The sequence below is a fragment of the Pseudoalteromonas sp. 1CM17D genome (assembly GCF_023161805.1).
Taxonomy (GTDB): Bacteria; Pseudomonadota; Gammaproteobacteria; order Enterobacterales; family Alteromonadaceae; genus Pseudoalteromonas; species Pseudoalteromonas atlantica.
The window spans coordinates 68,191-88,951 of record NZ_JALNTP010000005.1 but is presented as its reverse complement, the minus strand read 5'-3'; the positions used below and the strand labels follow the sequence as shown (position 1 = coordinate 88,951).

The 20,761-nt window shown below is 40.0% G+C and carries 17 protein-coding genes; 11 read left to right on the top strand and 6 right to left on the bottom strand.

The window, feature by feature from the left end; translation table 11 throughout:
* Window positions 1-220 precede the first annotated feature (220 nt).
* Window positions 221-1,186, bottom strand: coding sequence for a tetratricopeptide repeat protein (locus tag MSC25_RS10680; protein ID WP_248443372.1), 966 nt, complete (start codon window positions 1,184-1,186; stop codon window positions 221-223).
* Between the two features lie 103 nt (window positions 1,187-1,289).
* Entirely contained in the window at window positions 1,290-1,553 is a 264-nt protein-coding gene (locus tag MSC25_RS10675; RefSeq protein ID WP_248443371.1) for a DUF4282 domain-containing protein, read from the bottom strand.
* Window positions 1,554-1,776: 223 nt separating this feature from the next.
* Here MSC25_RS10675 and MSC25_RS10670 point away from each other — a divergent pair, with 223 nt between their 5' ends.
* Window positions 1,777-3,669: a winged helix-turn-helix domain-containing protein gene (locus MSC25_RS10670; RefSeq protein ID WP_248443370.1), complete on the top strand. Its 1,893-nt coding sequence runs from the start codon at window positions 1,777-1,779 to the stop codon at window positions 3,667-3,669.
* 531 nt (window positions 3,670-4,200) lie between these two features.
* Here the strand turns inward: MSC25_RS10670 and MSC25_RS10665 are convergent.
* Both MSC25_RS10665 and yegQ read right to left on the bottom strand, forming a co-directional pair.
* The gene (locus tag MSC25_RS10665) at window positions 4,201-4,593 is read right to left on the bottom strand and encodes a hypothetical protein (RefSeq protein WP_248443369.1); all 393 of its coding nucleotides are present in this window, start codon (window positions 4,591-4,593) and stop codon (window positions 4,201-4,203) included.
* 659 nt (window positions 4,594-5,252) lie between these two features.
* Window positions 5,253-6,644: a tRNA 5-hydroxyuridine modification protein YegQ gene (gene yegQ, locus MSC25_RS10660; RefSeq protein WP_248443367.1), complete on the bottom strand. Its 1,392-nt coding sequence runs from the start codon at window positions 6,642-6,644 to the stop codon at window positions 5,253-5,255.
* Window positions 6,645-6,861: 217 nt separating this feature from the next.
* Between yegQ and ndk the strand changes: the two genes are divergently transcribed.
* The 9 genes from ndk to der all read left to right on the top strand — a co-directional run bounded on the left by ndk (window position 6,862) and on the right by der (window position 17,555).
* Window positions 6,862-7,293, top strand: a complete 432-nt coding sequence (gene ndk / locus MSC25_RS10655; protein ID WP_004586996.1) for a nucleoside-diphosphate kinase — start codon at window positions 6,862-6,864, stop codon at window positions 7,291-7,293.
* Window positions 7,294-7,477: 184 nt separating this feature from the next.
* On the top strand, window positions 7,478-8,608 hold the full coding sequence (locus MSC25_RS10650; protein WP_004586995.1) for a bifunctional tRNA (adenosine(37)-C2)-methyltransferase TrmG/ribosomal RNA large subunit methyltransferase RlmN: 1,131 nt from the start codon (window positions 7,478-7,480) through the stop codon (window positions 8,606-8,608).
* A 126-nt stretch (window positions 8,609-8,734) separates the two neighbouring features.
* Window positions 8,735-10,606: a type IV pilus biogenesis/stability protein PilW gene (gene pilW / locus MSC25_RS10645; protein WP_248443366.1), complete on the top strand. Its 1,872-nt coding sequence runs from the start codon at window positions 8,735-8,737 to the stop codon at window positions 10,604-10,606.
* Window positions 10,603-11,499, top strand: a complete 897-nt coding sequence (locus MSC25_RS10640) for a RodZ domain-containing protein (RefSeq protein ID WP_064385764.1) — start codon at window positions 10,603-10,605, stop codon at window positions 11,497-11,499. The genes pilW and MSC25_RS10640 overlap by 4 nt, the downstream gene beginning before the upstream one ends.
* Before the next feature lie 5 nt (window positions 11,500-11,504).
* Window positions 11,505-12,623 (top strand): flavodoxin-dependent (E)-4-hydroxy-3-methylbut-2-enyl-diphosphate synthase, encoded by a 1,119-nt coding sequence (ispG, locus tag MSC25_RS10635; protein ID WP_004586992.1) that lies wholly within the window; start codon window positions 11,505-11,507, stop codon window positions 12,621-12,623.
* Window positions 12,624-12,904: 281 nt separating this feature from the next.
* Window positions 12,905-14,185, top strand: a complete 1,281-nt coding sequence (hisS, locus tag MSC25_RS10630; RefSeq protein WP_004586991.1) for a histidine--tRNA ligase — start codon at window positions 12,905-12,907, stop codon at window positions 14,183-14,185.
* 19 nt (window positions 14,186-14,204) lie between these two features.
* Window positions 14,205-14,825, top strand: coding sequence for a tetratricopeptide repeat protein (locus tag MSC25_RS10625; RefSeq protein WP_004586990.1), 621 nt, complete (start codon window positions 14,205-14,207; stop codon window positions 14,823-14,825).
* A gap of 10 nt (window positions 14,826-14,835) precedes the next feature.
* Window positions 14,836-16,014 carry an outer membrane protein assembly factor BamB gene (bamB, locus tag MSC25_RS10620; RefSeq protein ID WP_055255602.1) on the top strand — a complete coding sequence of 393 codons (1,179 nt, stop codon included), beginning with the start codon at window positions 14,836-14,838 and terminating at the stop codon, window positions 16,012-16,014.
* Window positions 16,015-16,088: 74 nt separating this feature from the next.
* A complete protein-coding gene (gene der / locus MSC25_RS10615) occupies window positions 16,089-17,555 on the top strand; it encodes a ribosome biogenesis GTPase Der (protein ID WP_055255603.1) in 1,467 nt (488 codons plus the stop codon).
* A gap of 107 nt (window positions 17,556-17,662) precedes the next feature.
* Here the strand turns inward: der and MSC25_RS10610 are convergent, their stop codons facing one another.
* Both MSC25_RS10610 and MSC25_RS10605 read right to left on the bottom strand, forming a co-directional pair.
* Window positions 17,663-18,163, bottom strand: a complete 501-nt coding sequence (locus MSC25_RS10610) for a zf-TFIIB domain-containing protein (protein ID WP_248443365.1) — start codon at window positions 18,161-18,163, stop codon at window positions 17,663-17,665.
* Window positions 18,164-18,202: 39 nt separating this feature from the next.
* Window positions 18,203-18,790 carry a DUF4202 domain-containing protein gene (locus MSC25_RS10605; RefSeq protein WP_248443364.1) on the bottom strand — a complete coding sequence of 196 codons (588 nt, stop codon included), beginning with the start codon at window positions 18,788-18,790 and terminating at the stop codon, window positions 18,203-18,205.
* Between the two features lie 218 nt (window positions 18,791-19,008).
* Here MSC25_RS10605 and MSC25_RS10600 point away from each other — a divergent pair, with 218 nt between their 5' ends.
* Window positions 19,009-20,736, top strand: a complete 1,728-nt coding sequence (locus MSC25_RS10600) for a DUF885 domain-containing protein (RefSeq protein ID WP_248443363.1) — start codon at window positions 19,009-19,011, stop codon at window positions 20,734-20,736.
* The last annotated feature ends 25 nt before the right edge of the window (window positions 20,737-20,761 follow it).

Sequence of the window (20,761 nt, the reverse complement as noted above, 5' to 3'; positions counted from 1 at the left end):
ATTTGTACATAAAGCGAGAGACATTGTCTCTCGCTTTTACTTTAAGGTTTACTTTTTAAGGCGTACTGCAATCATTCATTGTTTAAATATAACCACTTAACACTATGGATATTTACATTTATTTCCTCAGCAGTTTTAGACTTAGTTGAAAGTATTTAAATTAACTTGCAAGCATTTGTATAGCCTTTTTAAAGTTTTACGCATCTAGATTGATGGTATTTTAATGTTTACTAATCAATCCATTAAAATTTAAGTATCTCTGAGCTTCTTCATGTCCTTGCTTAGCAGCTTTTTTGAACCACTTTTTAGAAGCACTCAAATCCACACCGATGCTTTTTTCTGTTGCATATAGCAACCCTAAAGAAAATTGTGCATTAGCGTTATCTTGGTTCGCAGCTTTTAAAAACCAACTAATAGCAATATGAACATCTTTAACTACTCCTTCTCCGTTTTGATAAGCTAAGCCTAAGAGATATTGTGCATCAGCGTAACCCTGTTCCGATGCTTTTGTTAACCAATAGATTGCTTGATTTAAATTTTTATCAACCCCTTTACCTAGTAAGTATCTAATACCAACTTGATGTTGTGATATTTCTGTACCTTTCATTGCTAAATTATAATGATGGTTAAAATAATCTTTTTCATTGATAGGGTTACCTCTAATTAACTTAAAGAGCCCTAAAGCTGATTCATCTCCAGTTTCAGCAGCTTTTATAATCCACTCTATCCCTTTCTCAATATTTTTCGGTGTTCCTGCTCCCATATAATAAAAAGAGCCTAAATTTATCTGAGCACCAACAAGACCTTGTTCAGCAGCTTTCTTTGTCCAATAAAATGCTTTTTTATGATCTTTAGGAAAAGTTTCAGATCCCATAAAATATAAATCACCCGCATTATTTTGAGCAACAGCACTACCCTTTTTTGCAGCCTTTAAATACCAATCTAAAGCTAATTTTTTGTTTACTTTAAAACCGAGTCCGTTAGCGTACATTTCACCCAGCATTACTTCAGATGTAGCGTCGCCCTCTTTAGAACCTAATATAAAATATTTAAATGCAGCGTCGTAATTTTTCTTCTTGAGTTCAATATCTCCTTTTATTGTATTCTCGTTTTTTGTAATTTCGTTTGCTAAGACAAAGCCTGAACATAAAAATGTCAATAAAAAAATAAACCGTAAAGCTCTCATAAAGGTTTTCCATGAATGTATTTCTAATCTATGAGCATATTAAAACTAGATTTTAGTGTGAAATAGAATTTAAACATGCTCTTTTAGTAGTAATGTTAGGCAACTACTCTGCTGAGTTATCAGATATCTGTTTAAGGTTCTCATTTATTTTAAAAAGAACAATTGTTAACTCACATGATATTCTGGCCGCTAATGCGCCAAAGCCAGCGACAAATAGACCTGAAATAAATTTGAAAAATGTAACACCTCCATATCCCCCGAAAATTGTGGTTAATCCAGAAAAAGCCGCAGCTATCAATAATAACCAATACACAAAAGTAATTATTTTAGGGGTTAACATTGAGTCAAAAAAAAGTACATCTTTCATTTTTATTCCTTTTATTATTTAGTTAATCCAAAATTGCTTAGATTTAAGTTTAGAACGAAAAAGCTTATAGGCTGACTTCATAAAGTAGTTAGTGAATAAATATAAAACAGTGTGATTTAGTGTGAAATACTATAATTATTAGGTGGTTATAAATATTGTGGGGATTGTTGAAATATTCAAAACAAATGGTTAAACTCTCCCAAAAAATAATAAAGCTCTCTCTGTGAACTATAAAATCAATGACTTTTTAATCTCACCAGATATTAATTCAGCATCAAAAAACAACGAAAAATTTGAACTGACCTCTCAAGAAGTAATTGCACTTAAACTGTTTTTTTCGTCCGATGATGGTTTTGTTGATACGCAAACTCTTGAATCAGAAATTTGGGGGGAGCGCATTGTAACTAAAAACTCACTTCGCAAGCTAATAAGTGATCTACGGTTAAAATTTGGCGATAGGGAATCATTTAAAAACATAAGAGGCAGAGGCTACAAACTTAATTTTGAATCGTTTGAACCCTCGAAGGTTACTCAAAAAAAAGTAAATGATTATAAGTATTTGTTCACTTTACTATTTATTATTTTGATATGTATTGTGGCAATTTTCTCTTATAGCTATAAGGATAAGATTGAAACATTACCGAAGGTTTCTACCCAGACCGTTTTTGAATCTAAAGATTATATTTTGGACTATGCAACTTATAACAATTCGCTATTTGTTACTGCGAGAGACAAAAACACATCAAAATTATACAAAGTTTTAAATCGTCAAAAGACAGTGTTAATGTCGGAGAATTATTCTGGTGCTTATCGCGGCTTAGAAATTCATACAAGTGGCCGCACCATAATGCATGTAGTTGAAGATTCAAAATGTAAAATTAAAATTTTTCAGAGGCCTGTCGAAGACCAAATAGATGAGATCCCCTGTAACAGGCAAAACGCATTCCCCTCTTTTGATTGGATTGATGATAATAGATTTTACATTACTTTTAACGTTGATCCGAGTTCATCAATTAAACCTTTTATATATGACCTGTCAACTAAGCGATTGGAAGAAGTTTCTAGCATCAACTTTAAGTCAGAGAATAATAAAAACTTTATTGATGCATACATTAAAGGACACAATGATGGCGTATTTTCATTAAGAGAAAATCATTTAGATGAGATGTCATTGACTTATTTTGAGGGTAGTAATAGAAAAACATTCTATAAGTTTAGAGCTAAACCCTATTCCGTGGCAGTTGCAGAACACAACCTATTCTTTGTAGGTAATAACAATGAGCTATTTATGTTGCCCTTATCTGATGACATATTGTCTCAAGATATAAATTTATCGCTATTAATGGCATCACAAGCAGCTAAAATTGATGACCCATTAATTCTAGAGAAACAACTCTATTTAACTTTAGGCAACATTGCAAAGGAAGTTATATATAGTTCATCTGGAAACTTTACTTATAGTTTAGAAAATGGTGTAAGAGACTTCACCTATACTGATAAGGTGCTTACAATTTTAGCATTAACAAACAGTGGTTATGCAATTGAGCAACTTAAAGACGGGCTAGTTTTTAATTCTATTTACTTCGATTCAAACCTGAGTTTTAGGCATGTAGCCTTTTACCAAGGTGACATATTTTTGGCTGGTTCCGATGGTATTTATAAATTAGTTGAAAATAAATTGACTCGAGTTAGCAATATAAAAACCACCGAGCTCGTGTCTAATGGTAAATGTATGATTGCAGAAGGTGAAGGCATTCATTTACTTGACCAAAAAACACATACTTTCATAAAGATAGTGGAACAAGGTGAAAGAGCATTTCAAAGTGAGCAAGGTTGTTTTTTTGTTGATACTCTTACAGGGAATATTGTTAATGAAAATCGTGAAATAATAAGTAAGCAAACAAAGAGAAGACTTCTAATTGAGCACAAAGGAAAAATTGCACACCGCTACAATGTTAAAGAACAAACACATATTGTGGATATTAATACCGGTAAAGTAATAGAAAAAACAAAATCACGCGCCAGATTTACAAAGCTTATTTCCTATGAGGACGATATTCTATATTTAGGTGAAGCTGATGTTAATACTTCTATTTTGAGATTGAAATTAGATTAAAAGCGTATCAGCTATAATCACTCTAAACTTTTTATAGCTAAGGTATTTAATTCCCATTGCGTGAGTGAAAATATTGAAATTTTTTTTGCTTGTAGCATGTTTTAAAAGTGCAATTTTTTGGGGTAATGGATATGCAGGTATGTTGTGGCTTTACATTAATAATTACATTCGCTTAAGGGGAATTTCAAAGCCTACCGAGTAGTTCACTTAGGGTTTGTATATTTTCAATATGTTTCAAGTCACTCTATTCTATTGTGCTAAAGCAACTTTTTAAAAGATAAATTTAATCTTCGCTAATATTTTATTTATTGAAATCAGAAAAAATATCCGTACTTGCAAAGTACACGTCAAACATTATTATTAATAATAACTTATAGCCGGAGAGTAATGATGACTGAATTTTTAATGATGATTTTTCCAGCGATAGTCCTCACTATTGGCTTTGCATATATCGTGATGAAGCACGACAAAGAAAAGTAAAGTTAAGCTCATTTATAAGCATAAAAAAGCGAGCCCAGGGCTCGCCAGAGTTTATGAGCTTTCTATTAACCGTAACCAACTGTCTTCTGCAGCTACAAAATATACATTAGGTTTAATCATAAATAGCTGCTCAAATTCTGCAGTAAACAACCCACAAAATTTTGTTATTTCTTCAATATGCATAAGTAATAAAGCATACATTTCAATACCCTCTAAATACCGCTCTGAGAACTCAGGGTTAACAGCTAATAACTGTTGAGAAATACTAATACCCAAAACACTCCCCACGCTATCTCGTTGTAAATAAACGTAATTGGTGAAGCCCAGCTCTAGTGCTTGCTTATCAATAACATCAGCTAATAGCAAAATAGTTGAACTGTCATCCCACGGTGATTTACTAGCGCGTACATATTGACGGATGAATTTCGATTGTTTGTCTTTCATGGTTTTTCCTAGTTATTTGTCCTAAAACTAACTAGGCCTGAGTGATGGTAATTGACTAGAAGAAGCTGTAAAAATTGAGCAGATTTGCAAAACACATCAAAAGCATTAAGGTTAGAGTATAACTTCAAATATTAAGGGGTAGAAATGAGTGATTTTATATGGTTATTACCGGCTGCTGTGTTGACGATAGTTTTAATTAAACTTTTTCAACAAGCTAAAAAAATAGATTAAGTAAAAACAATACAAAACTTTTGGTTGTAACCGTCGGCAGTTAAAGTGACCTATAAGTCACTTTAAGGCCTAAAATACAGCTTAATGTTACCTAAAAGGCACTTTATTTTGAGGATTAAATAAGAAAAATCTAAGTTTTACTTTTGTTAACTACCAATTATCTTTTCCAAATTAATTCTATAACCTACAAAACACAAATATAAGATTCAAAGACTCTACAAGTCTAAAATTTTCAACTATTCAGTTAATACAATTTGCTTTTTAAGGCTGCTTTTTAGATACTAACCAAGTGCTGACGAATTACATAAAATCGTAGCACAAACCATAGCACGACAAAGCAAAACATTGTTTTATAAAGATTTAATTAGAAGCCTTATAACCATCACAGTTAATGCACTTGTTATTTATAAGTAGTGCCATGCTAGCGCTTACTCACTTGCTACTTTTTTATAGGGGTTGCGGGTATCTTGGTGCTCATCTAAATTTCGCATTAATATTGCATGCTCTAAATTAATGCGTGTATCTAATCGAATTTTAACGTGATGCCCAGAGCCTTTTGCATCACTAATACTTTCGCCCTTTTTGTTTTGCATGTATTCAAGTTCAAAAATAATGTTCCCTTGTGGTGTCATCAGTTCAAGTGAGTGGCCTGTGCAAAATTTATTTTTTACGTCTATTTCAACTAAACCATCAGCATGGCGCCCTATTACTTCCCCAACAAATTGCTGCTTAGTTGATACAGAGTGACCGTATTCATAGTTTTGATAATCTTGGTGGGCATGGCGCTTTAAAAAGCCTTCGGTGTAGCCTCTATGCGCTAAGTTCTCAAGTGTTTTAAATAAGTGAGTATCGAATGGTTTACCCGATGCCGCATCATCTATGGCTTTACGGTATACTTGCGCGGTGCGCGCTACGTAATAAAACGATTTTGTCCGCCCTTCTATTTTTAAACTATGTACACCCATTTTTGTTAACTGCTCTACGTATTGTACGGCGCGTAAATCTTTTGAATTCATAATATACGTACCATGTTCATCCTCAAATGCAGGCATATACTCACCAGGGCGACCTTGTTCCTCTAACATAAATACTTCGCTACTTGACGCACCTTCACCAAGAGTAGGAATAACTTGGTTCGGATCAATTTTATGCACCATCTCACCCGTTTCGTTTTCAACGCCTGGTTTTACATCGTAATTCCAGCGGCAGGCATTCGTGCAGGTGCCTTGGTTAGGGTCGCGCTTGTTAATATAACCCGAGAGCAAACAGCGCCCAGAATACGCCATACACAGCGCACCATGCACAAATACTTCTAGCTCGGTGTCAGGGCAGAGTGTGCGTATTTCGGTTATTTCTTCAAGTGATAGCTCGCGCGATAAAATAACCCGCTCAATACCTTGTTTTGCCCAAAACTGAACACTTGCATAATTAACTGCATTTGCTTGCACCGATAGGTGAATAGGCATGGCTGGCCACTTTTCACGTACCAGCATAATTAACCCAGGATCTGACATAATCAGCGCATCGGGGCCCATAGCAATCACTGGTTCTATATCACGTAAATACGATTTAACCTTTGCGTTATGCGGAGCAATATTAGAGACCACATAAAACTTTTTATTTTGCGCATGGGCTTCATTAATCCCTATTTGTAATGTCTCTAAATCAAACTCATTATTACGTACCCGCAAACTGTAGCGAGGCTGGCCGGCGTAAACAGCATCAGCTCCATATGCAAAGGCGTAGCGCATGTTTTTTAAACTCCCCGCAGGGGATAACAGTTCTGGAATAAAAGAAGTTACAGAAGAAACAGCTGGCATATGCGCTCCATACAGCTAACCGAGTATAAGTCGGTTACATGATTAATTAATTTACAAGCGCGGCATTATAAATGCGCCAAACATTGTGCTTTTGATCAAGATCATAAAACTGCAACCAAACTGGTTTTTAATAAAATTAGGTTTTTTCAATTAAAACGCGTATAATTCGCGCCCGTAAATATTCACACTTTTATTTAAAAATTATTGGAGCATAAAGATGGCTTTAGAGCGTACTTTCTCAATCGTAAAACCTGATGCAGTAGCAAAAAACCACATCGGCGCAATCTACAACCGTTTCGAAACTGCGGGTCTTAAAATCGTTGCAGCTAAAATGGTTCACCTTTCAAAAGAGAAGGCTGAAGGTTTCTACGCAGAGCACAGCGAACGTCCTTTCTTCGGTGCTTTAGTATCTTTCATGACATCTGGTCCAGTAATGGTTACCGTTCTTGAAGGCGAAAACGCTGTTCTTAAAAACCGCGAAATCATGGGTGCTACTAACCCAGCTGAAGCACTAGCAGGTACTTTACGTGCAGACTACGCTGATAGCATCGACGAAAACGCTGTTCACGGTTCTGACGCTGTTGAATCTGCTGCTCGCGAAATCGCGTACTTCTTCGCTGACGAAGAGCTTTGCCCACGTACTCGTTAATTCGAGTTTTACAGTTAACGCTGTAATGCAAAGTAAGAAAAGGGCTTTCGAGCCCTTTTTTAGTCATTACGTAAAGTATCCTTAAGTGCATTTTTGATATTTTACTTAATGATTAAAGTGGGTGAATTGTGTACAATTCGCCCTTGTAAATTTTATCTCCACCGTCACCGATTGAGGTTGTTTCATGACCGAGCAAAAAAAGATTAACTTATTAGATTTAAACCGAGATGCAATGCGTGAGCTATTTGTATCATTCGGTGAAAAGCCATTTCGTGGCGACCAGGTGATGAAATGGATTTATCATTTTGGCGTTGATAACTTTGACGACATGAGCAACGTTAATAAAAAGCTTAAAGAAAAGCTTAAAAACGAATGCGAAATTGTTGCGCCAGAAATCTCTGTTCGCCAGCAAGCAAGCGACGGCACAATTAAGTACGCATTAGTGCTTGATGGCGGCCAAGAAGTTGAAGCTGTATGGATCCCAGAAAAAGACCGCGCGACTTTGTGTGTATCTTCGCAAGTGGGTTGTGCTCTTGAGTGTACGTTTTGTTCAACTGCGCAACAAGGCTTTAACCGTAACCTTAAAGTGTCTGAAATTATTGGCCAAGTTTGGCGTGTAGCTAAAGACATAGGCCTTGATGGCAACAGCGAAAAACGCCCTGTTACCAACGTAGTGATGATGGGTATGGGCGAGCCCCTACTTAATATTAAAAACGTAGTGCCGGCAATGGAACTTATGATGGACGACTGGGGCTTTGGCTTATCTAAGCGCCGCGTAACATTAAGTACCTCAGGGGTTGTACCTGCCCTTGATTTATTAAAAGAAAAAATAGACGTAGCACTTGCTATTTCTCTTCACGCACCCGATAACGCTCTACGTGACGTACTTGTACCAATTAATAAAAAGTACCCAATTGAAGAATTTTTAGCCGCGTGTCGTCGTTATATCGATGGCTCTAAAGCAAATAAAGACGTGACCATTGAATACGTTATGCTAAATGGCGTTAACGACAGCACCGACCAAGCACATGAGCTGGTTAAAACGCTTAAAGGTACACCTTCTAAAGTTAACCTTATTCCGTTTAACCCGTTCCCGGGTAACGAATACACACGCTCTAGCAACAGCCGTATTGACCGTTTTTCTAAGGTTTTACAAGCTGCGGGTATTACGTGTATTGTGCGCCGTACTCGTGGTGACGATATTGACGCCGCCTGTGGGCAATTAGCCGGCGATGTTGTTGACCGTACTAAACGTATGGCGAAAAAGAAAATGCGTGACGATAACGCAATTAGCGTAAATATCCAGCAAGCATAAGCCTGTAACCACCCTGCGTATATTCCCTGTGCAGGGTGGTTAAGTTGTTTATTTTTAAATAAATGATGCAACACTAAGGGTTTTAGGTAAGATAGGCGCTATGGATAGAAAAACAGAGACAAGGTAATGCGATCTTTACTTGCTTTAACACTTTCAACACTTGCCCTTACAGGGTGCGTAAGTGAAAGTAGTTATAACGGCAGTGACAAACCCGTCGTCGAAAACAAAATCAATAATGCAGGCGCAGCACGCACACGTATCGCCCTCGCTTTACAATACTTAGAAACTGGCAACAACTCGCAAGCAAAGTATAACCTTGAGCGAGCTATAGAATTTGCCCCAAATCTACCTGAAGTACATTACTCTCTTGCTTATTATTACCAACAAGTAGGCGAAAAAGAGCGTGCCGATAAAGCCTATCAAAAAGCATTAGCAATTAAGCCTGACGATCCGAACACGCTTAATAACTACGGTGTGTTTTTATGTAGTATTGAAGAGTATGACCGCGCGACCGATCAGTTTTTAAAAGCAATTGATATTCCAAGCTATATTCGCGTTGCCGAAAGCTACGAAAACCTTGCATTATGTGCCATAGAATTTAACGACTTTGAAAATGCAGAGAGTTACTTTAAACAAGCACTTAATCACAGCTCGCAACGTACATCGACCCTAATAAGCTTAGCCGCCCTTTTTTATGCTAAAAGCGATTTACATAAAGCCAGCGAAGTATTAAAGCGTCATGACGACACCGGCCGAGTGTCTGCACGTGCTTTATTGCTTGGTTATTTAATTAAGCAGCGCATGGGCAGAATAGAAGAAGCAGAAAAAATTGCCGCCACCATAATGCAAACTTACCTAACAAGTAAGCAAGCCTATGCTATTCGCGATAATCGTACTAAACAAACTGAGTTTGAAATACTGCGCGAAAAATACCGTAAAGCGCAGCTCGAAGAGCTTCAAGAGCAGTATGGCGAAGAGCAAATCAGTGTTGAGCAACCAAAAATTAAAATTATCCGAAAAAAGCGCCCAACTACCGATAATTCGACCAGCTTAATTTCTCCAGGGGTTGAGCCTTCAAGCCCAGTATTAAATGAGACGGCAAAAGCACAGGCAACCATTGCCGCAGCAAACAAACAAAAAACCGTTGCTGAGCAAAGTGGTGACGCTGCCACTCTCACGCCTGCGGCTCAACCAACGCAGGCTAAAGTAGCGACAACAACTAAAGCAGTAGTGCCAGCTGTGGCAGCCGCTCCAACCGTAACAAATACTGCCCAAGTAGCAACGACAACTACAACATCTGTGCCTGCAGAGTCTAAAACAGATACCGCAGCGGTGCTTTTGGCTTTAACAACGGATCACCAAGCGCAACAAACGTCTACACCCACAGCTGAGCCGCCAAAAGCAGTCGCTAAACAAACACCCAAAGATGATGACGAAGTAAAAATAATTTCATTTGGTGCGCCAAAACAAGCTAACTTTAACACCCCACAAAATACACGCCCTGCTGAAAATGGCCCACAGAATACGGGCTTAAATAATTCGGTAGTATTTTATGAGGCTAAAAAAGACAGTGCGGTATTTAGTAATAACCCATACAGCGACAGTAACGACATTACACTAAAAAACTACCAACCAAGTGTAAAACAAGAGCCTCCCATGCTTAATCCAAAAGTACCCCCTTTAAAGGTGCCTTTTCATATTATTGAGTTTGGTGAAAACCTATTTAGCATTTCAGTGCGATACAATGTTAAACTACAAAAACTCCTGCAGTGGAATGGTCTAAAGGAGTCGGATCGTGTTATCAACGGAAGTAAAATTTATTTAAACGATCCTAATATTTATTACGAGATTAAAGCTGGCGATACCCTTTACGACATAGCTACCCAGCGGCATGTATTAATTGATGAATTAATGCGATGGAATAAATTAAGTCCAGATATAGAACTTACACCTGGGCACAGACTATTACTAGTGGATCCAAATTCGTACCTATTATGACAGAAGAAACTACGCAACAAAGCGATGAGCCAAGTGTTGGGCAACTATTAAAAGCGCACAGAGAGCAGGCTAATGTAAGCTTAGAGTCACTTACTGGCCCACTTAAGCTTTCTATTTCTCAGCTGCAACGCTTAGAAAGCGATCAGTACCAAACGTTAGGCCCAATTACCTTTGTAAAAGGCTACATTAAAAACTATTGCCGTGAACTACACGTCGATAGCGCCCCTATATTAGCTAAATTGCCTGCACCGCCCGAGCCTACTAAGCCGGCTAACATGCAAAGCTTTTCGCGCCGCACAGAAAAAGAAGCCCACGACAGCAGACTAATGCTGGTGAGCTACATTATTTTAGCCATTGTTATTGGCTCATCTGCCTTATGGTTTTGGCAAAATGCTACGCCTATCGATGAGCAAACAAGCACAATCAATATTGAAAATTCAATTTTAGATAACCAGCAAAATAACAACGCGCTAAATAACGAAAGCGAGAACACCTCGCAAATGCAAGCAACACAGGCAGTTGAGCGCACACCGGCTGTAATGCCTTTAAGTGCTGAACAAGTCCCTTTAAGTGAAGCCGTTAATGCCACGGCCCCTATTGCCGCTAGCACCCAAACAGCCACTAACGAGCCCGACACGCAAAGTAACACCAGTACAATTAACATGGTGTTTAACGATGAGAGCTGGGTAGAAATACACGATGGCGAAGGTGAGCGCATTGCATTTGGCGTAAAAAAAGCAGGCTATAAAATGGCTGTAAGCGGTATCCCGCCTTTTTCAGTTGTGCTGGGTAAGCACGACGTAGTTAGTGTTTCTCTAAACGGCGAACCAGTTGATATTTCTGGTTATCCTAAAAATCGTTTAGCCAAATTTAAATTACCATTAGCAGAGTAGTCGCTATGTTTTCAGAATCTCCAATTAAACGCAGAAAATCAACCCGCATCAATGTAGGCAACGTGCCTATTGGTGACGGTGCCCCTATTGCCGTGCAGTCGATGACCAATACCGACACCATGGATATAGATGCCACGGTAGCGCAAATCCAAGCAATACAAGATGCCGGCGCCGATATAGTGCGTGTATCTGTACCAACTATGGATGCAGCAGAAGCGTTTAAAAGTATAAAAGAGCAAGTTAGTATACCGCTTGTAGCCGATATTCACTTTGATTACCGCATAGCGTTAAAAGTGGCAAAATATGGCGTAGATTGCCTACGTATAAACCCAGGGAATATAGGCAGTGAAGAGCGCATTAGAGCCGTTGTAGACTCAGCGCGCGAGCATAATATTCCTATTCGTATTGGTGTAAATGGCGGCTCATTAGAGCGCGACCTACAAGAAAAATACGGCGAGCCAACTCCCGAGGCATTACTTGAATCAGCAATGCGCCATGTAGATATATTACGCCGCCTTGATTTTGACCAATTTAAAATATCGGTAAAAGCATCAGACGTATTTTTAGCTGTAGGCGCTTATCGTTTACTTGCTAAAGAAATAGATCAACCCCTGCATTTAGGGATCACCGAAGCCGGCGGTATGCGCTCAGGTTCGGTTAAATCGGCTGTAGGCTTAGGCATGTTACTTGCCGAAGGTATTGGCGATACGCTACGTGTATCACTTGCTGCCGACCCAGTTCAAGAAATCAAAGTAGGTTTTGATATTTTAAAATCGCTGCGTATACGCTCTCGCGGTATTAACTTTATTGCCTGCCCTAGCTGCTCACGTCAAGAGTTTGATGTAGTAAGCACCATGAACCAGCTTGAAGAGCGCCTAGAAGATGTTGTTGAGCCAATGTCTGTTTCGGTAATTGGCTGTGTCGTTAACGGCCCAGGCGAAGCCCTAGTTAGTGATATTGGCCTTGCCGGTGCAAACCGCCGCTCAGGTTTATACATTAATGGCGAGCGTCAAAAAGCGCGTATTGATAACAACAACATTGTTGACCAGCTTGAAGGCTACGTGCGCGACTTTATTGCTCAAAAAGAGCAGCAAACACCTATCGACATTAAAATAGTCGAATAAATACCGTATAAAGCGCCAAACCACGGTGTTTGGCGTTTAGCTTTATAGCTAGAGGATACCCAAACGACCCCAAGATACAGAATTCAGCGATTTATACTGCGTTATTGATTTTAACAATAGAACCACTATTACTTTCAATCAATGCCTTGCCTAAATCGCTTTTAATTCCAACGACGCTCGCATCATGGGGTCATTTGGGTATATAATGACGGGTCAATTTTTAGCATTCTTGTTGTGTAAGCATTTTTTTATTACACATAAACAGTAATTAGGATTTATCAGTGGCAAAACAAATTCAGGCAGTTCGCGGTATGAACGATTGTCTGCCGGGCGACACGCAAGTTTGGCAGAAAGTAGAAAACATTTTACGCGAGACAGTAGCATCGTTCGGTTATCAAGAAATTCGTTTTCCTATTGTAGAATCAACCGACTTATTTAAACGCTCTATTGGTGAAGTAACCGATATAGTAGAAAAAGAAATGTACACCTTTGCCGATCGTAACGGCGACATGCTAACCCTTCGTCCAGAAGGCACCGCAGTATGTGTACGTGCAGGTAACCAAAATGGCTTGCTTTATAACCAAGAACAGCGCCTGTGGTACATGGGCCCGATGTTTCGTCATGAGCGCCCTCAAAAAGGCCGCTACCGTCAGTTTCACCAATTTGGTTTAGAAACATTTGGTATTGCCACAGCCGACATAGACGCAGAAGTTATTTTACTTACCGCGCAATTATGGAAAGCATTTGGCATTAACGAACACGTACGTTTAGAGCTTAACTCGTTAGGCTCTAACGAAGCACGTGCTGATTACCGCGATGCACTCGTTGCCTACCTTGAACAGCATACCGACGTGCTTGATGAAGATTCAAAGCGCCGTATGTACTCAAACCCATTACGTGTACTTGATAGCAAAAACCCAGACGTGCAAGCAATCTTAGTGGATGCGCCTAAATTGTCTGAGCATTTAGATGCTGAATCAAAAGAACATTTTGCAAATTTATGTGAACGTTTAGACGCAGCTGGCGTCATATACACGGTTAATGAAAAGTTAGTACGTGGTTTAGACTACTACAACCGCACCGTATTTGAATGGGTAACAGATAGCCTAGGCGCACAAGGTACAGTGTGTGCTGGCGGACGCTACGATGGCTTAGTTGAGCAACTTGGCGGCAAAGCAACGCCCGCAGTTGGTTTTGCTATGGGTCTAGAGCGCTTAGTACTGTTACTCCAAGCACTTGAGTGTGTAGGTGACATTCGCCGCAATGCTGATGTATATTTAGCGGCAATGGGCGACAAAGCCAGCGTACAAGCCCCTGCCATTGCAGCGCAACTGCGTAGCGACGTACCCGGTTTACGCGTTATGGTGCATGCCGGCGGCGGTAACTTTAAAAAACAACTAAAACGAGCTGATAAAAGCGATGCACTAGTGGCTGTTATTATTGGCGAAGATGAATTAGAAAAAGGCGTTGTGACCATCAAATATTTACGTGAGCGTAAAGAGCAAGTCACACTAGAATTAGAACAAGCTAAAGCGCTATTAGCTGAGCTTATCAATAGCTAAGCTAACTTAAGAGGTAATAATGGACATTTATTCAACAGAAGAACAACAAGCAGAAGCCATTAAGCGCTTTTTTCGCGAAAACGGTATTTCACTTGCGCTAGGTGTAATTGTAGGTTTAGGCGGCTTATACGGTTGGAAAGCATACAACCAAAACCAAATTACAACTGCTGAGCAAGCGTCTGACGAATATACAACACTTGTACAAAGTGACGATGTACTTGGCGCAGCCGATACATTCATTAAAAACAACCAAGACACAAGCTATGCAACTTTAGCCGCTTTTGTTGCGGCAAAAGACGCTGTTGATGCAAAAAAATTAGACCTTGCTAGCGAAAAACTTAGCTGGATTGTTACAAACGCCCAAAGCGAAGAGCTTAAAGCCATTGCCATTACGCGTTTAGCACGTATTCAACTTGCGCAAAGTAAATTTGACGAAGCCCTAAGTACATTAAACTCGCCACTACCAGAGGCATATAACGCCAATGTAGCTGAGCTAAAAGGCGATATTTACATTGCACAAGGTAATAAAGACCAAGCTCGCACTGCGTATCAAGCAGCTGCCGATGCAGGCGGGTTAACAACAAACCCTTTATTACAAATTAAATTAGACGACCTAGCAGTAACTAGCCCAGCGGCATAAGGTTTTAGGTATGAAAAAAATAACAACAGCAACTCTCGCACTGTGCATGGCAACGCTAATGGGTTGTTCATCAAGTGATGACGAAGACGAGTTAGTACTTCCTGAAATTATTAATCAATTTGAAACAGACGTAGTGTGGCAAGAGTCGGTTGGCAGTGGTGTAGAACATTATTTTTCTCGCTTATCGCCTGCTGTATACAAAGACACTATTTATGTAGCTAGCCGCGAAGGCCAAATTGAAGCGCTTTCGCTTACCAATGGCGACACGTTATGGGAAACCGACGTACGTGAAGACTTATCGTTTTGGCCATGGTCAGATAACGGCACAGCTAAATTATCAGGCGGTATATTACAAGCTTATGGTAAAATTTACGTAGGCTCTGAGCACGGATTTATTATTGCTCTTGACCGCGAAACGGGTGAAGAAGTATGGCGTAAAAATGTGCCAGGCGAAGCGTTATCAAAACCAGCTGCGGGCGATGGCCTAATTTTTGTTAATTTAGGCTCGGGTAAACTATTAGCGCTGCACCCAGATACAGGCGAAGAACGCTGGAACTTCGAACAAGAAGTACCACCGCTTACATTGCGTGGCCAAAGCTCACCAACAGTTGCAAACGGTGGTGTGTTAGTAGGCTTAGAAACAGGTAAATTAAGTGTACTCATTTCTGAGAGCGGTTATTCAGCATGGAGTGCAGAAATTGCCGTTGCTAAAGGTGCATCAGAATTTGAGCGCTTAGTTGATGTAGACACACAACCAATTATTAGCGGCCCTTACGCTTATGCTATTGCATACAACGGTAACCTAGCAGCGGTAGATATTCGCTCTGGTAATGTTGTATGGAAACGTGAATACAGCAGCTACCGCGAAATAGCGATGGATGCACAAACTATTTACCTAGTAGATAGCGAAGGCGTAATTTACGCATTAGATAAAAATTCAGGTATTGAACGTTGGAGCCAACCCGCTCTACGTGGTTGGTACCTAACAGGCCCTGCAGTTGCAGGTAGCCACTTAGCTTTAGGTGACCAAGAAGGTAACCTACATTGGCTAAACAAAGACACTGGCGAGTTAGTATCTCGTGAAGAATTTGACAGCTCAGGCTTTTTTGTTGAGCCGGTTGTAGCCGACGACAAGCTAATTTTATACACCCGTGATGGTGAAGTTAGTGTGGTAAACACCCCTAACTAACTAGCTAACACTTAAAGGTTTTTTGTAAGGCTTCGCACTGCGAAGCCTTTTGTTGTTTTTTAAAGAGGTAGTTTATGCTTCCCGTGATCGCTCTAGTTGGGCGACCCAATGTGGGCAAATCCACATTATTTAACCGTTTAACACGTACTCGTGATGCACTCGTAGCCGATTTTCCAGGTTTAACACGAGATAGAAAATATGGCCAAGCTAATTACGATGGCTATGAATTTATCGTGGTAGACACGGGTGGTATTGATGGCTCTGAAGAAGGCATCGAAACCGAAATGGCCGACCAGTCGTTACTTGCCATTGAAGAAGCCGATATTGTGTTGTTTTTGGTTGATGCCCGCGTAGGCATGACCGTTGCTGACCAAGCCATTGCTAATCACTTGCGCAAGCAAGAGAAAAAAAGCTTTGTGGTTGCCAACAAAACAGATGGCATTGACGCCGACTCAAACTGTGCAGAATTTTATCAATTATCATTAGGTAATATTCACCATATTGCAGCAGCACATGGGCGTGGTATTACACAGCTTTTAGAGCACACTTTACAGCCTGTAATTGCAGAGCTTGCAGCACTAGATGAAGACGTTACTGATGACGATGAAGAGTTAATCGACCTTTATCAAGAAGCCGAAGGCGACGATACAGACCACCAAGCGTTTGCCGATAAACCAGTAAAACTGGCTATTATTGGCCGCCCTAACGTAGGTAAGTCTACACTTACAAACCGTATACTCGGTGAAGAACGTGTAATTGTATACGATATGCCAGGCACCACCCGCGACTCTATTTATATTCCGATGACTCGTAACGACAAAGAATATATTTTAATAGATACCGCAGGTGTTCGTAAGCGTAAAAAAGTAAGCGACGTAGTTGAAAAGTTCTCAGTAATTAAAACGCTTCAAGCTATTGAAGATGCAAACGTTGTATTACTGGTTGTTGATGCTCGCGATGGTATTTCTGATCAAGACTTAAGCTTATTAGGTTTTGCGCTTAACTCAGGTCGTTCATTGGTTATTGCCGTGAACAAATGGGATGGGCTTGATGATTACGTTAAAGATCGCATTAAAACAGAGCTTGATCGCCGTTTAGGTTTTATTGATTTTGCGCGCTTACACTTTATATCTGCGCTTCATGGTACAGGTGTTGGCCACTTATTTGAATCGGTAGATGAAGCGTACGAGTCAGCAACTAAACGTATTAGCACCGCAATGCTACGCCGTATTATGGACATGGCGCAGGCCGATCATCAGCCGCCACTTGTTCGTGGTCGTCGTGTTAAGCTTAAATATGCGCATGCCGGTGGTTATAACCCGCCACGTATTGTAATTCACGGTAACCAAGTTCACGATTTACCAGATAGCTACAAACGCTACCTTATGAACTACTACCGTAAAGCACTTAAAATTATGGGCACCCCAATCAAAATTGAATTTAGAGAAGGTGATAACCCATTTGCAGGGCGTACTAACAAAGTAACGCTTTCGCAAAAACGTAAAATACGTGCCTTTGCCAAAGAAAACCGTAATAAATAAATTCGTCAGAGTTAATTTACTACAAAAAACGGCGTACTTTTTAGTACGCCGTTTTTTATGCTTTATACCAATTAGTTTAATTGAGTGTTTTATTTTGAGGCTGGGTATTAAAGATTAAGTAATGCCAATTGCACCAGCCGTTCAACTGTGGTGTCTTGGGTATTTTTAGGCGCTTTGGGGTAATACTTAGATTTTGGCGGCTTAATAGATACAAACCCATGATTGGTGGCCATTTCATGCGCTAGCAGTTTTCGCTCTTTGGGTGTTAAATGGTTTTCGTGTATTTTTGCAAGCTCCCCGCTATCAAGCCATATGCCAGCGCAACCTGGGCACTCGTCTATTTCAACAACTTTGAGCGGTGAAAAATACCGGCGCATCATCACTATGCTTGCGCACTTTGGGCAATTTACTCGCGATGATACATCGCCCTCACCTTCAGTGTAATTACTCAAATACTTAAGTAGAACCTGACCATGCTTTAACTCAGGCGAGCTAAACTTAAAAATTTGGCTGTTATCAAAAAATACGCCGCCTTGCGCTGACGTAAAAACAGTAATCCCGCCAATTAATAACGGCTCAAGAGAGGTATTTGTGCGTGGGCATAACATTCTAAAATCCTTTTATTTTAATACTTAACTTACACTACTTTACTCAAGCGCTTTATGAATAAGCCCAACAAGCGGCGCTGGCAATGTAATATTACCTGCAAGTACAAACTCATGCGCATCGTCTGACATTTTTTGCCATGTACGGCGAATAATCCCTATCCATTTTTGCTCATCGTAATCAGGCTTACTATTAGCAAACCCGAGCATGTAATGCTCAATAAATACCAGGCTTGCTACGTCTTCTACTAATTGGCTATCAGGGTTACGTTTAATATTTTTTTTAGCAACTGCATCGTACACTCTGTTTTGCTCAGCATCGCTGTACCCAGCTTGCTGCATAAGCGCAACAACGCTACTGGCATGAAATATATAAAGCGCACTGCGCCATTGATGATAGCCCTGCTTGTTCATTGCAAAGTCGCTACGCAGCGACTTCCAACGTTGTATATGTTGCGCACGCACTGCAATTTGCATGAGTTCATCGGCATCAGGCTGAAAGCGAGTTAGCATTTCGCTCATACGCTGTGAGTATAAATACTCTTTAGGGACACTCTCCCCATTAAATTGCTCACTGTTTGGGTCTTGGTTGTTTGCTTCATCAATTAAGGCGATTACTTTATTAAACATGACGGTCATTTTTTTATAATAAGTTTTAATCATTCTAAACGCTGATAAAACAATAAACTAGTGCGCCACTCAGTTACGCAGTGAAATTTGTTCAATCAAAAAGTAAAGCCTAGAGGTACAAGTTATAAAAGTAAGCGCATTGATCAAGTTAACTTGGTACTATATTGAGCACAAATTAAAATAAAAAAGCGCGACTAACTCGCCAATAACGGATCACTATGTTTAAAAAACGTATTTTAGCTATTTGCTTAGCAGCCACCTCGTTACCAAGCCTTGCCGACAGTAACAGCGATTTAAAAACCATTATTGATAACCACTGGCAAAATGCCAAAACTGAAAAAATATTTTTTCGTACCGATCCAGACGGTTGGAAACCAAACGGCACATTACCAAATTGGAGCGAGCAAGCCATTGCAAAGCGCCAAGCTTATAACAACAGCGTATTAAAAAGCTTAGCCAACATTGATCCAAAAACGCTCAACAAGGATCAGCTAATGAACTACCGCTTATTTAAATATGAGCGAGAAACCGAGCAGCAAAGCTACCTTTATCAAGATAAGTATTTTCCGGTAAACTTTTTAAGTGGCTGGCATACCTACTTTGCAGAAGCACCAGCTAATATGGCTTTTTTAACAGCTGATGATTACAACGCATTTTTAACCAGCCTTGCCGACTACCCGCGCTTTAATCAGCAAAATATTGATTTAATGAAAGAAGGAATAAAAACAGGATTTACCCATTACTGTAAAACCTTTGAAAATTACAGCCAAAGCATTAGCCCGCACATAGTTAAAAACCCCGAAAACAGCGCCCTTTACGAGCCCTTTACGCGTATACCTAATACCTTTAGTGCAGTGCAAAAATCAAACTTAAAACAAAAAGCACAAGCCGTAATTAAAGATAAAGTAATTCCTGCGTATCAGCATTTTTACGACTTTTTTGAAAATGACTATATGCCACACTGTAGAGCGCAGCCGGGCATAGCAAGCGTTAAAGGCGGGCTTGACTACTACAAGTACACGGTTAATTACTACACCACAACAAACGCCACACCTAAACAAATACACCAACTAGGTCTTAGAGAAGTCGCGCGTATTAAGGCGCAAATGCAAAATATTATTGATGAAGTAGGCTTTGATGGCACCTATAGTGAGTTTTTAGAATTTTTAGCAACCGATGAGCAATTTTACGCAAAAGACGCGCAAGACTTGCTAGAAAAAACCGCGTTCATCACGCAAAAAATGTATGGTAAATTGCCCACTTACTTTGGCCACTTACCGCGTAACACCTTTACTATTAAGGGCTCAGCAAGTCGTGGGGCGTTTTATATGCCACCGCCAGATAACCGCTCGCCAGGCACTTATTTTTTAGCCTCAACACCTAAACTGCAGCCTTTGTATAATTTAGAAGCACTTAGTCTGCACGAAGCCATACCTGGGCACCATTTACAAAACGCCATTGCTATGGAGCTAAATGTACCCGAATTTAGACGCACACTTAGCCACTCTGCATTTGGCGAAGGTTGGGCACTATACACAGAACGCTTAGGCAAAGAAGCTGGTTTTTATCAAAGCCCATACAGCGATTTTGGCCGTTTAGGCTACGAAATGTGGCGTGCAGTGAGGCTTGTTGTTGATACCGGTATTCATGCCTTTGGTTGGAGCCGCCAAAAAGCAATTGATTACTTAGCCAGTCACACCGCTTTACCACAAAGTGCGGTGGAAGATCAGATAGATCGTTATATTTCATGGCCAGGCCAAGCGCTCTCGTACAAAATGGGCGAAATAAAAATACGAGAACTTCGCGCAAAAGCCGAAAAAGAACTCGGCGCTCAATTTGATATACGCAGCTTTCACGACACTGTTATTGGCCAAGGCTCATTGCCTATGGCAGTGCTTGAGGACGTTATAAACGATTGGATAGCAGAGCAAAAACCAGTAAGTTGAAACACGACTTTTAAACACTAAAGGG